The organism is Vibrio sp. 1874, assembly GCF_033344395.1.
GTDB classification, from domain to species: Bacteria; Pseudomonadota; Gammaproteobacteria; order Enterobacterales; family Vibrionaceae; genus Vibrio; species Vibrio alginolyticus.
In genome coordinates this window covers 1-14,611 of record NZ_JAWPOR010000009.1, presented here as the reverse complement: position 1 = coordinate 14,611, position 14,611 = coordinate 1, and the positions used below count along the sequence as shown (strand labels likewise).

Below are 14,611 nucleotides of genomic sequence, written 5' to 3'. Positions count from 1 at the left end.
TTATTTCGGTGATACAACAATACATTCAATATCATTGTGATCGAGGAGTTGTTGAAAATCTGATTGAGGGGGATGGTCTGTAATAATGATGTCGATCTTTGACAAATCACATACGTGGTGGAAATTGTCGCTACCAATTTTTCGGGATTCACAAACGACGATGACCTGCTGAGCTTGAGCAATCATCGCTTGTTTCATTGTTGCTTCTAACAAACTATTTGTTGTCAGCCCTCGGGATGACAATGCACACACGCCAATGAACGCTTTGTTCACGTGATAATGCTGCATTTGCTGCTCTGCTTGCGCCCCTAAAACTGCTCTGGCATAAGGGTCAAAGTGTCCGCCTAAGAAATAAACGTCCATTGTGTCGTTTGTCTCAGCAGCGGTCAGCACATCAATGCTGTTAGTAACGACGTTGAGCTTGTTTTCTCCACAACGCGCTTTTCCTGCATAGAGTGGGAGCAGAGATAAAATGGTGCTGGTATCAATAACAAGATGGTCGCGCTCATCCAACAACGCTGCGGCAGATTGAGCCAGTCGATGTTTAACGTCACTCACGGGTCGACTCGCGTATGCCTCGGTATGGGAAGAGATCGGCGCAAGCATGACACCACCTCGTATTCTTTGTAACCCAGGTTGCTGACTCAACTTAACTAAGTCTCGACGAGCTGAATCTCGCGAGATACCAAAGTACTCACAAACTTCAGACAACGTTACTTTATTTTGCTGATCCAGCTTCGCTCTGAGCGCTACGAGTCTTTCTTCTTGTGTCATGACTTAAATTTACTTAAGTGGTTTTAAGCAAACTTGCCACAATAATAGAAAAATTACCAACAAAACCACTTACAACCAACTCAATTGACCAAAGGTTAACCAAAGATAAATGAGCAGCAAGGCAAAACTTCCTAGGACGGTACGTTCACTCAAGCCCACATAGTTAGGCGTATGAAGTTTATTTATACCCGTTTAAAACAACTGGCTCATCTAGCCCTAACTTCACTCTATTTCTTTTAATAAGCGCTTTTGGTAGTGGAATAAACCCAGCATTTCGTACCTGTTGTGTATTGTGGTCGGTTGTAAGGAGTTCAAATAGCTTTGATTTTTTGATCTTCTGATTAGTGTCGAATTGTTTATTTATATAAACGTAATAGACCACGGAAAATGGATAGCGAAGAGAATAGATGCAATCTGTGCTCAAAGAGCATGAGTCATCGTTATGATGAACAGAGAGAGCCTTGTAGCTCGACCACTGTTCTGAGTATTTAAAATCGGAGTATCGCATATAAGCTTTGGCTGAAAAGTCGTCGCTTAAAGCCCGTTTCAATCGGTCTTCATCAAGCATTTGAATCGATGATTGACAACCATTAGAGCTCACATCTGGGTTACTTAAACGCATCTCCCCGAAAGCATACGTATTTGCATCACAGCGTTTCAATTCACTAACGGAAACACTATCTACCGTACTCTTTTGACTATTGATTACGACAATAGCGTTTGCCATTAAAAACAAACGTGTAGGCCTGTGGCCTCTTTCTCGTTGAAATCGGGAGATGTTTTCATCTGACCATTTCTTAGATGTGATTGCAATAGAGGCTCCGTCATTTAGCATGTCGTTAAAACCACCAGACTGAGATGCAAGCGCTACATTTACACTTGGCTCATCTATCAATGTTTCTATCGTTTCTAATATTTCTGGTTCGACAAAAATCGATGTTCGAGCCTCAGAGTCAGCAAATGCCAGCGGTGAAATCAAACATGAAGCTAGAGCAAAGAAAGGCAATACTTTAATTTTCATAATTCAACTCCAACTTCGAATTAGGTGTCAACTCGCTGTCCGAACTAAATATAGTCCACGCTTGTTCAGTACTTTCAGCTTTCGTGTTTACAACAGCAATTGTGCGCCTTTCCCGTTTTTTTAGTTGTACCGTCAATGCCGTATTCTGATAAAACTCTTGCTCTTCAATTCGATTATCTTGAATGCCGTTTCTCACTAGCAATTCTCGTATAGCTGCCGTCCTTTTCTTTGCCAACGCTTTGTTGTATTCGAGTGACGCTTCAGGGCTTGTGTCTCCTATCAGTATGACTTGCGCATTTGGGTTACTCTGAAGCAGTGCTTTCAACTCGCTTAGCGGCATATCATGAGATGGCGTTACCTGATGCTCATCCATCGCAAAGAAAAAGCTGATCAGGTGTGTCTGCGAGTCGTTGACCCAATTCGCACAGCCTTCACTGTCAACAACCACACCTTTTGGCGTATCTGCGCAGTTATCTCGTTGGTTTATCACGCCATCACTATCATTGTCTTTAAGGTCGTTGTACTGGTAAGTGGTCAACGTCGTATTCGGTGATTCAGCACAGCCTGCTAACATGAAAACTAGAAGACTCGTCACTGCGAATTTATCCATTATTGTTCTCCTTCCAGTTCTCTGGATACTCAACTCGCAACGCATAAGTCAGAATCCCCATCGAGTTGAATAAACGGTAAGTGGCAACCAAATGATCGTACTTTGTTCGGGTGTAGTTCCGTCTCGCAACAAACGTTTCAACTTTGGCATCTAATACATCTAACAAACTGCGTCGCCCTACATTGAACTGCTGGATGTACCCTAATTCAGTTACTTTCGCCGCATCAACGTTGACTTTTAAAAACTCCATTTGCTGTTGAAGCAATGTATGTGCGTCCCATGCCAGCCTTACACCTTCATTCGCATCTAGTTCTGCATTTGCTCGAATAGCCCTCGCCTCCTCTACTCGCCAGGCAGATGACTCCACTCGGGAGTCTGTAGAAAAGCCGTTAAAAAGATCGTAGTTGACCGTCAGCATAACCTTTGCATCTTCGTTAATGCCTTCAATATTATCCACGTTGTCTGTTTTGTTGGCTGACAGCTCAAGCTTGAGCTCTGGGTAGTAATCCCCCTTTTCTCTTTTTACTTCATGTCGAGCCGCCTCTAAATCTTTCATCGCCGACTGTATGGATGGGTGCAACCTAACCGCTTGTTTGAGTGCTTCGTCAAGCTTATTCGGAAGCAATTCCTGCGGGTAAACAGGCTCAACTAAGTTTTGCGGCGCTCGACCAACCAAACGTACAAATCTTGTTCTAGCATCGGAAAGATTGTTTTGGGCGGCAATCAATGAGGACTGTGTTGTCGCGACACGCGAAGAAACCTGCGCTAAGTCGGAGTTGCTGGTTAAACCTTTTTCTTTTTTATCTAGAATGAAACGGTAGATCTCTTGGTGTTCATTTAGGTTTCTTTCTGTCAGTTTCATCAACTCTCGGGCATGTAAAACATCCACATACGCTCTAACAGTATCTAATGCAACATTTTCCGCAGATGCCAATAAGTCCAAGCGTTCAGCTTCAGCCTCGTAAGATAGGCGATCAACATCAGCACTTGTTTTAAATCCATCAAATAACAGTTGGGAGATTCTTACGCCCATCTCCGTTCTTTCTAATGTTCTATCTTCACTGTCGATGTAGTTTCCGTTGTTATATCGAGTACCTTCGTACCCTGCTGCTGCATACAAATTAACCTGAGGAAGAAATGAACCATTTATGGCATTTCGGTCTCGTACCATCGACTCATAGCGAGAATAGCGAGCAAGCAAACTGGGGGAGCTATCGAGAGATAACGTAACTGACTCTTCTAAAGTCAAAGCGTTTGGCGACGATGATACTGCAAACAAGACCAATAACGTTGATTTAAGCCGCATCTTATATCCTTATGTCTATCTTTCTCTGAGCGAATTCTCTTTCGCACGTAATATAGGTTTTAACCAATAATTCAGTACTGTTTTTTCTCCTGTAAGAATGTCTACCACAACCTGCATTCCCGGGATGATCGTAAACTTATCATCAACCTTGAAAGTAACGTTGGCACGGTAGTAGGCATTGCCCTCTTCATTTTGAAGTGCATCGGCGCTTACGTAGGTCACTTCTCCTTCTAGGCCTCCGTAAATGACAAAGTCATAGGCAGACAACTTTACCGTTGCCGGCAGGCCAGGCCTTATGAAGGCGATATTCTGAGGAGAAATTCTCGCTTCAACGATTAACGTGCTATTACGAGGGACTATTTCTAAAATAGGCTCACCCGGCTTAACCACACCTCCGATGGTTCTGACAAAAACATCTTTGATGGTTCCATCGACCGGAGAAAGTAACTGCGTTCGATTCAACTGATCCGCAATCGCCTGACGACTTTCATTGAGCTGCGCTAGTTGCGTCACAACTTCATTGAGCTGCCCTTGTGCCTCTGCCCTAAAAGCAAGCGCTGTACCACGATAATCTGCGATGGATTCAGAATACACAGCCCTTTGCTTTTGGGCAGCAGCTTGTGAACTCGCGATGTCTCCTTTGAGCTTTATAACGTCTCTATTCAGTTTTAATAATTCCACTTCAGCTACCGCGCCACTAGAAACCACCTCTCTCAGCATATCTCGCTCTTTCGAGACAATAACCAGACTGCTTTTTAGTGTTTGAATGGTATTCAAGGTATCTAGATAAGCTTGCGATTGTTGCTCAATTCGCAATTTAGCCTCCTCCAGCTCAGACTCCAGTTGGCTCAACCGCTCAAGATAGTTTGCTTTGGCATTCAGATAGGCAGAGTGGCCGGTCATCGAAATATCAAATGTCTGAGGCTCGATACTCACTTGTTGTTTCCAATCCAGTTGGAGGCTATTCACTTTTACCGTTTCTAATTCAATTTGAAGCCTCTGCTTTCTGGCGAGCAAAGATTCAACTTGTTCAGAGGTCTCCGAATAGGTCGACTTAAACCTTGTATCATCCAGAATAGCGATGGTTTGCCCCTTAGTGACGCTTTCACCAGGCATGACAAGTAACTCCTTTAGAATGCCTCCCTCTAAGCTCTGAATCGTCTGAACAGACAAAGTAGGAACAACCTTTCCTTCGCCGACAACCACTTCGTCTAACCTCGCCCACGAGGCCCAAATAATCACACTTAGCACTAACGCGGCAGACAACCAAATCAACGTTCTCGAACGGTTTGCTAAATGAGCATTACTCCAACGAACTGTGCTCATCATTGACCTCCTTCGCGTACAATTGATACTGCGCGTACTCTGTTCGTCTTCGCGTTAGACTGTTGTTTAGCAAAAATTTCTTGGGGCGCTCCTTCCCTCAAAATTGTGCCTTTATCAAGCACAACAATTCGATCACAAAGCGATAATAAGGAATGTTTATGAGAGCTAATAATCATCGTCGTCGAGTGCGGCAACGATTTAAGAGCATTAAACAATGCATTCTCAGCAGGCTGGTCTAAGGAACTGGTTGGCTCGTCTAAAATTAATGCTGCTGGGTTTCCATAAAAAGCTCTTGAAATCGCTACAGCTTGCCTTTGCCCCCCCGACAAATAACGCCCTCCTTCTCCGACTTGCGTTTCTAGACCATGAGGAAGGCGACTCATGTACTGGTTCAAACCCGATAATTCTATCGCACGGCGTAAACGTTCTTGATCAATAACATGATGTCCTAATACTATGTTTTCCATAATGCTGCCGTATATAAGATGCGAATCTTGGCCAACCCAACCCGTTTTCTCTCTTATCAATTCGGCGGGCCAAAGCTGACTGTCAATGTCATCAAAATAAACGCTACCCTGTAAGACACTGAGTTGATTGGTAATAATAGAAAGGAGTGTAGACTTTCCTGCTCCTGCACTACCAATAACGCCAACGCGTTCGCCTTGCTTGATAGTAAGATTAATATCTCTCAAACATGGCATATCAACATCTGGGTATTGGAAGCTCACGTTTTCTAAACGTATATTCCCTGTAAATTCGGCAGACGTAATGACCTGACTGCGTTGCGCCTCCTGAGGTAAAGACATGATAGAATTTAAGCCTTCAACCGCTGTTTTTGTCTGTTGATAGCGAAGTAACAGCATAGCTAACTGGTTAATCGCCCCTGCAGCACGACCGCTAAGCATGACAATAGCAATGAGCCCCCCCATGCTGAGCAATCCCTCAGAAATTCTGTACACGCCTGTTACAAGTAACATTACGGTAATTATCTGCTGGCTAGATTGAATGGAGTAAGCAACGATATTCGAATAGTTTCGCGATTGATTTTGCCAATCAGAAAGCATGGATACCGTTTGCTCCCAACGCTTTTGTGCTTCTCCCGTAGCGTTATTTTGCTTAATCTCTTTTAAAGAGGACAATGAATCAAACAAGTGAGCTTGTCGCTTCATGGATAGTGCAGCACTTTCCGTATGTGATTGTTCTATTTTTGCTTTTACCGCAAAGCCAAGGATCAGCAGGGTAAACATGACGGCAATAGGTATGAACATCATTGCCCCACCTAGCCAACCTATTAAGACTAAAAATAACAACGTAAATGGGAGATCAACTAAGGTCACAAGAGATGCAGAAGTAAAAAAATCGCGAACACTATCAAAACCTTGTAGTTGTCGAGCGAATGCACCGACTGATGCAGGACGGTGTTCAAGTTTCATCCCCATAACTTTAGAAAAAAGTATCGAAGAAAGCTTGTTATCGATGTACTTACCCGCGGTATCAGTGACAACTCCCCTTGCTTTACGCAATAGCCAATCAAAAATAATGATGACGGAGACACCAGCGACCAAAACCCATAATGTACTGAAAGCTTGATTAGGCACTACACGATCGTAAACGTTCATAGTGAAAAGCGGAATAACTAGCGCTAGCGTATTGATAAGGAAAGAGGCAATCAAAAGATCTCGATACCACGGAGACATTTCTTTCACTACGGCGAAAAGCCAATGTTCATTATAATCCGCTTGAATAGAACTTATCCGTTTGTCCAGCTCTGGACGCATAGAAACTTGCCATGCTTGAGGCTGGAATTGATTATGCAGTTCCTCGATCGTGACGTATTGCGTTTCACCTTGATCTTCACTAAATAACGTGACTTGATAATCGCTGTTATGTCGCTCAGATATAATAGCGGGTTGTAACGTCTTCCTATTGATTACCACCAATGGAAAGCTCAACATTGCGGTGGATTTTAAATCGATTAATGTGAGTTCAAGATCGGCTCGCTCAGCGGCTCTGATGAATAAGTCACTATCCAATCTACCCTCAACAAGAGGTAATCCAGAAAGCACCTTTTTTGTATGGTGTCTAACCTCAAAATAGCGCATCAACCAAGTTAACGATTGCCCCCAAGGATCGTTAGTCAGCTCACTTGATGAGGATGAGTGATGCTTCATGACATACCACCTACTAGCAAGTTGTTGTCATCAATCATCTTCTGTAAGACATTTTCTTCGGCTACGCCAGTCGAGTCACCTTTGTAAAGCTGATCGAGAGTGACGCCCTGCATAAGAATCTGTTGTTTTGTCCCCGTCTCTTCTGGTTTTATGTGAAGCGTTACGCCATCATCATTCTCTGTTAAATCGAGCTTATTATCGACTTCTGTTATCGAGGTAGCGGTGATTATCGAGGCGATGTCAATTGTGTCATTATCATCACCAATAACGGATATTTGGAAATCGTTGATCACATCGTACGAGGGCTTTAACTCGTTACCGAGCCCTGAACTGTCAAACTGGAATACATCGCTGCCACTTCCTCCAATAAGCAAATCATTAGCATCTGTCGCAAGTAATGTTTGGCCCCCTTCTTCCACTAAGGTAACATTGACTGTCTGAGCAGCACCTTCTGCGACTGTAGCACCCAGTGTTGCAATCGGTTTTATCGACAACGTAAAATCACTTGCACCGCTAAACCCGCCAACGATGGAAAGATCAGCGACATCCTCTTGATCAACAGTATAAATGCCGTTCAATCTTTCACCATGACTCAACTCTAGATCTGTTGGTAATCCGCGAATCTCCACACTTCCAAACTCTTCGGGTGCAGGATTGACTAAATTCATGCTCAACCCCAAAGGAATACTCCCAGACGCTTCAGACACAATAGACTGATAATCGGCCGTTAGTGTTGGCTCATCAGTTTCAGGGGTAACAACAATGGTTAGATCGGTAGTTTGCACATCTCCAAAATCGGTTTCGAGTGTCTCTGACACTATCGCTTGATCAAACGTTCTAACATTGAGAGCAACATCCATCGTTCCAAATGCATCCTTCGGAATGAACTCCAAACCTGACACTTCATTTGCTCGCACTAATACCGTCGCCACGGCATTGCCCGCGTCATCGAAGGTAAAGGATGAGAATTGAGTTCCAATACGAATCCTACCTAAGCCTTCCAATGCAGAGGGTTCAGAGCTTGCTTTGATCAACATTGACACTTCTATATATTCGTTGCTATTTGTTTCAAAACCGCTCGCTAAAAAGTCAATCGAAATGGAATCACCTTCATCTCCAGTGAACGTGTTAGAGGTTGTATTCAACGATACATCATCGCCAATCGGTTTTACGCCGACGTTGAACTGAGAAGTGGTATAGTTATAGTCGTTTGATCCAGACTCTTGGGTAATAGCTTGCAGTGTTAATGAAATATCCCCACTAAAATCTAGTGGCGGTAGAAAGTAAACCTTATCAAGTTGTGCTTGAGTTAGCTGCCACTCCTTGCTCTCACCATCCGTTGAACCGTTATCAGGGAGTAATTCGAACGTCCCATTACTGTCCCAAACCAACACGGCTCCGTCTGGCACTCCTGTCATGACCAAAGACATCGACTCAGAACCATCTTGATCGATTAATGATGCAGATAAGTTTCCTAAATAAATATAATTATCTTCATCACCAACTACGTCTTCTGTTTCCAGAACCGCTTTATCAACCACTGGGGCAATGGTAACGGTAACTTCTGTTGATTTAGTTTGAGTATCTTTCGCACTGTCAGTACTTAAACAACTTCCCGTGACTTCATCAGTAATGTTTGCGTCAACGGAAATAACAAGCTCTCCACTGTAGTTTTCAGGTGGGATTAACTGAATTTCGTTTAGACGCGTAACATCTGTCACTACCCATGTTCCATCACCGTTGTCAATGAGTAGGCTCGGGTCCACGGCAGTAAACCGCGCATTCTCGTCAGACACCGATAAAGAAACCCAATTGACACTTTCAAGGCCAGTCGCTGCGTCACCTTCTCCAGTAATGGACTGCATTGGTCCTTCACTATCGCCCAATACAAGAGCAAGATTCAGGTTGGTTATAGTATCTTCTTGAACCGTAACTTGGCTTGGTGCTATCGCGATATCATCGACAACAGGAGAGATTTGTACCGTAATGGTCTGAGCGGTTGTTTTCGAGTCACCATCGCATGGGGCCGTTTCTGTCACTTCTAAATTGAAAGTAATGCAACCAGCAAAGTCCTCATCCACGCCAGTAAGCGTCAAGGAAGACAATCCAGCGCTAGAAATTGAATAACCCAACAGATTGCCCGCATTATCATAAGCAGGTATCACACCTTCGCCAGTAAGCTCGACTCCTTCAGGTAAAGAATCTGCGGCGACAAAGAAGGAAACTAAGTTACCATCACTACTCGCTACATCAGGGTTTAAAAACGCCCCAATTGAGACATCTTCACCTTCTTTACCTACAATATCCCCACTTTGAACGCTTCCTGGTTCACCAGGATCAGCACACTGGTCTCCATCTCCTTCATGGCCAGTAATTTGAATTTGGAACTGACCTGTGATGTATTGAGCATCCGTTCCATCTCGAACATACGCTAACACATTCACATCAAGTATCTCTGTATTAGATGGGCTATAAATCGATGCGCTAGCAAGCAAATCTTGAGCGGTTTCCAACACGCTATCACTTGTGATTCCTTCCATTGGAATCAGCCAGTTCCCATCGGCATCTTGAGAAGCACCATTCGGATCAGTAACAATGAGGTCTTGACCCTGCGGTATCTGTAAAACGATGTAATCGAGATACTCTGAACCATCAATATCCGCTTCTGTAAATGTAATGCCTCCACTCACGTCAACAGCAGACCCATCCGTACTTGTGAATACTTCAGTCGCGCCTTCTAAACGTGTTTTGTCAATATCTTCATTACCAATATCCACTTTTCCAGAAACCACGACGCTCAAAGAGCCATTGATTGCCTTTACATCAGTCTCCATCGTAGGAGACGTGTCTGTCACTTCGTACTGAACTTCCAGGCTAAACGTCCCACTTAGGTCTTCATTAGCTTTTACAGTGATTCGTCCACTGTTTAACAACTCAGATAATGTTGCCGAGCTACCATCAAGTAGTTCATTGAGTTCTAACGTTAAGTTACTTTCCTCTACTGCATTACCATCAAAGTAAAGCGTTAAGCCATCTGGAATGGATACAATGGTGTATCCTGTCAAGGACTCACTAGAATCTATATCTTGATTAACGACAGGCTCAAGATTTAGTGTGATGAAATTGTCCTCAATACCATTGCTTTGTAATTCTTGGCCGTCAGTTTGATCAACAATAGGTGAGATTTCCATTTCCACTTTAAGAGGGGTTTCAGCAGAATCACCATCCGGCTCTGTTGAAACGACGATAACATCCATGCTCAGTGTTCCACTAAAATCTTGCTCTGTTTTGAGGTAAGTGTTTTCAAGAACAGCGTTTGAGACCTGATAAACTGGCCCCGTTATTGGGTCCACGTAAGCAATTGGAAGAACAATAGGGTCACCATTTACATCTGTCAGTTGTGTTCCCAAAGGGATGTTCTGAAGCAAGATATTAATTTCTTCTGATAGATCGTCGTCTGATGTCTGGATGATAAAATCCAGTTGTATCAGGTTATCTTCGTCTAACGTAGAGAGATTACTAATTACTTTAGTCGCTTGATCATATTGCCAATTCCCCTGTCCACCATCTAGGACAATTGGTTCATCGACCACGCCTTTTAGCTTAATGTCAATGGTTGCAAATTGGCTCTCGGCGGTTTCATTAAGAGGTGCTAAGCCATCAATAGTCGACTCTGTTGAAATGGCGGTTACTTGAAGGGATAGAGATTCAGTAAATGAGCTGATATCCGATTTTGGTTGAAGTAACGCCTCTGAATTGGCTAGAGCATTGGAGGTCACTAGGTAGGTATTAATACCGATAAGCGTAATCCCAGCTCCGACAGGCAATGTCCAACCATCTTGAACTTCTATGCGATAAGACAGAGACTCCGAGCCATCTGTGTCAGTGAGCCGCCCTAAGATGTACTCTTTTAAGTCAATCGCTTGGTCTTCAAGCCCCTGAATGTTTTTAACGGTCAGCGTAGGCACATCGGCATCTGGAGATATATCGATAACAACTTGCTCAGTAATCTCCGCTGTTTTATCTTGCTCATCGGCAAACACACTACCCGACTCAGTCGTTACTGCCGTTACATCAAAAGTAAATCTTCCGGCTAAGTTTTCGTTAGATGTGATTTCAATTTGATCTAACTCGGATTGGCTATACGCTTTCCCTTCCTCAATAGCACTTCCGTTAAGTGTTAATATAAGTCCATCTGGAATATTCGAAATTTGGTAGTGGAGCGTTTCAGAACCGTCTTGGTCAAACTTTTCAGCGACAATATTGAGTGAAAGTGATTCAGCGGAATCTTCAACACTTTGATAAGAAAAGTCCGAATCATTAGACCACTCTGGCAAATCTGCAACCGGTAAAACGTTAACATTTAACGTATTATTGCCTTGTAATACAAAACCATCCGGTTCGACATCAGATACGATTAATGCAGACACTGCTAACGAAACTTTGATAGTGTTGCCCGACAGGTTTAGTGCTGGTTGATAAGTGAGATCACCATTTGGAACAGTGAATATACCCACCCCCATTAGCTCTGTACCAGAAAGACTAATAAATCCGTCATTATCATCATCTTCAAGGCGCGCTCCGTCTAAAAACAGAGCCCCTCCTTGTAGAGATTCAACAGAGATCCTTATCGCTTCAACACGCTCATTATTCTCCGTATCCCCAGGAGAAACTCTAATCGGTAACGCGACTGGCGTAGGGTCTCCACTGTTATTCGCGCCATTATCTTCTAACGTATCTACATTAACGGTTCGAATAAAGCCCCTGGCATCATCAAGAATTAATTGAGCTTCACTGCTTGCTTGGTCACCGTCTGCATCCGTCACAGTTATCGTTAGATCATCAAGCAAACCACCTACAGGCGTATTAACAATAAGCTCGGTAGTTAGCGTAAATGTCCCATCTTGAGCAATAGTCAGCGTTCCATATTTTAAGTTACCATCACTACTATTGATTAAATCGATGGTCCAAGCATCATTGCTAAATACCGAACTCGCCGTATCGTATGTTTCACCTGCATAGGTCAAACTTGAAATCAACGTGCCATCTGAACTGATTAAGTCGGCATTATTGCTAAACCAGTTTCCCGAAAACTCATCCCCCTCGGTAAGTTCAATTTCTATTGGTGAGCTTGTGTCTTCAGGGATATCATCCACTACACTAACGGTATATGTCTCAGCTTCAGACTGGTCGCCATCCTTATCAACGGCATAAATTGAAAAACTGAGTTCTAATGTGTTCTCGTCCGCTGGAACACCGTCAGGTTCATCGTGTTCAAGTGCACGGTATAGATCAAACTCGACAGTCCCATCGGTATTAAATCTAATTCTAAAGACGTCTTGCTCGCTTTCATCTCTTGCATATAACCAACCATTCGAGTCCGGTGAATCAAGCGAAACCAGGCTACCACTACTTGTTTTATAGCCGAGCGCATTGAACATATCGATATTCACGCTCACACTGGCGATAGAGTCTGAACCTTGTAATAGCGTAATGGATGGTGACGAGCCCTCGATGCCAGAATCAAGCGAATCATCATTCAACCCGCTTTCATTGACTGTGATTCCCTCTGTAATTACTAGTTCCGGAAACAAGCCATCATAGACCAGTATGTTGGACTCCGTAGAGATCTCGCTTCCATCAGAATCTCTCGCCACGATGGGCATAGAGATCGACAATTGCGTCCCATCACCTAAAACATGGTCAAGCGAGTGATAAAGCTCTACAGTTACATTAACAGTAGACGTATCATTTGATGGCAAAGAGAAGTCACTAGGTAACGTGACCCTAAATACAACGTCTCCAGTGTCTGAAATTGCGTCAAAGCTTCCATCATTGTTATCGTACCAAGTGACAGCCTCTCCGTTATAAGTAACAGCATCACCAAGCGTAGTTTTGACAGTATCTCCATCATTTATGTCAACACCCAGATACACAATCGGATCGAATGATGACGTAACTATCACATCCGTATTCGCTATGGCTGAAACCCCATCAGGAGCAATGTTTGTATCGACAGGTGTTTCGGTTAACTCGACATTGCCACTATTGATTAGCGCTTGTCCATTGTCGTTATCTATCACATTAATGTCTAAAACGACCGACGTGTTATCTTGGTCTGAGTCCATTGCAGTAACAACGAGAGGTACGTTTGGATCAGTATTTTCTTGTTGGTCGAGAGCCTGAAAAAGCTCAAAGGAGTAGGTAATGTCGCTATTTGCATCAATAGGTAATGAAGCATTGAGGGTAGCTTGAAAGATGGGAATCTGAGTTTGCCCATCTTCGTCAAGAATATAACCATCAAGTGTTTTGCCATCCGCAGAGACTTGATAAAGCACAACTTGTTCACCACTCGTCAACAAGGGTTGTTCAGAGACGATGAACGACAAAGATTCGAGGTAATCACTGCCAACCTCAACTTGAAAATTCCCTGAGCTCAACACACTTCCATTTGCGAGATCAGATTCTTTTACTTCTACCCCATTCAAATTATTTAAAGTTGGGTCTGCACCATCCTTTAGAACATAATCAATTTCATTCTCTACAAGCGGTGTGGCATCTAAATCTACGCCGCCAATGGTCAACGGGAAAGTGACCGTATCACTGCTATTGAATTGATCGATAGGATGCTCAAGAGTAAGCGAAATTGAAGCTAATACATCATCACCCGATTCAACGCCACTCAATGTTAACGTAAATACAGTGACACCATTGGCAAATGCTGTGATTTGCTTTCCACTGGAGCTTAACGTGTAGCTAAGCTCATTATCAGAGACTGAGCTTGTAAGCCCTAATGCTTCTAACTTAGTAATAGATGACCCACCGAAATACAAACTACTCGGATCCGGATTGTCAGATCCCGCGACAATATTAACAGTTCCTTCAGAGTTCAGTATCGGGCCATCCAAAGGGACTTCTGTTACGTCTATAGTCGCATTGCCTACGTAACCTGCTTGTCCATCAGTAATGTCAATGGTCGCGTTAGCCAAGCCATAGTCTTGGGAGTCATCTGCAGCTAAATAGCTGAAAGAAACACTTTGCTCGACCGAATGATCTAGGTTTCGATCTGCATCAAACTGCCAAGAGCCATCAGAAAATACGGTTAATTCGCCTTTTTCTAAACTAAAACTTACGGATCCCCCCTCTAGAATTGACTTCTGCTCCCCGCCAGCCTCTACAAATTTCACATAAAGTGTTCCATCAAGATCAATATCATTTTCAAGTAGATTGCCCGTAATTGTTTGATCTTCTACGACTGAGTATGTGTCATCTCTAATCACCGGATCAGAGTCATAAATAGTAATCGTTAACGGTGCCACAACCGTCTCTTGTGTACCATCAGCATCACTTTGAGTGCTTTCAACCAATACGTTAGTCACCAGCTCATCTTGACCTACACCATG

Annotated in this window: 7 protein-coding genes; all 7 read right to left on the bottom strand. The window is 43.4% G+C overall.

Going from position 1 to position 14,611, the window contains the following annotated elements; all coding sequences use genetic code 11:
• Positions 1–774, bottom strand: a complete 774-nt coding sequence (locus R8N46_RS15930) for a DeoR/GlpR family DNA-binding transcription regulator (protein WP_167415180.1) — start codon at positions 772–774, stop codon at positions 1–3.
• A gap of 178 nt (positions 775–952) precedes the next feature.
• Positions 953–1,795 (bottom strand): hypothetical protein, encoded by an 843-nt coding sequence (locus tag R8N46_RS15925; RefSeq protein ID WP_005390219.1) that lies wholly within the window; start codon positions 1,793–1,795, stop codon positions 953–955.
• Positions 1,785–2,405, bottom strand: a complete 621-nt coding sequence (locus R8N46_RS15920; RefSeq protein WP_053303115.1) for an OmpA family protein — start codon at positions 2,403–2,405, stop codon at positions 1,785–1,787. The genes R8N46_RS15925 and R8N46_RS15920 overlap by 11 nt, the downstream gene beginning before the upstream one ends.
• Entirely contained in the window at positions 2,398–3,711 is a 1,314-nt protein-coding gene (locus tag R8N46_RS15915) for a TolC family outer membrane protein (protein ID WP_005377756.1), read from the bottom strand. Before R8N46_RS15915 ends, R8N46_RS15920 begins: the two co-directional genes overlap by 8 nt.
• Before the next feature lie 15 nt (positions 3,712–3,726).
• Positions 3,727–5,040, bottom strand: coding sequence for an HlyD family type I secretion periplasmic adaptor subunit (locus R8N46_RS15910; RefSeq protein ID WP_047102180.1), 1,314 nt, complete (start codon positions 5,038–5,040; stop codon positions 3,727–3,729).
• Positions 5,037–7,208, bottom strand: coding sequence for a type I secretion system permease/ATPase (locus R8N46_RS15905; protein ID WP_213972480.1), 2,172 nt, complete (start codon positions 7,206–7,208; stop codon positions 5,037–5,039). The genes R8N46_RS15910 and R8N46_RS15905 overlap by 4 nt, the downstream gene beginning before the upstream one ends.
• On the bottom strand, positions 7,205–14,611 hold a 7,407-nt coding region (locus tag R8N46_RS15900), incomplete at its 5' end, for an Ig-like domain-containing protein (protein ID WP_412034986.1). The genes R8N46_RS15900 and R8N46_RS15905, both read right to left, overlap by 4 nt.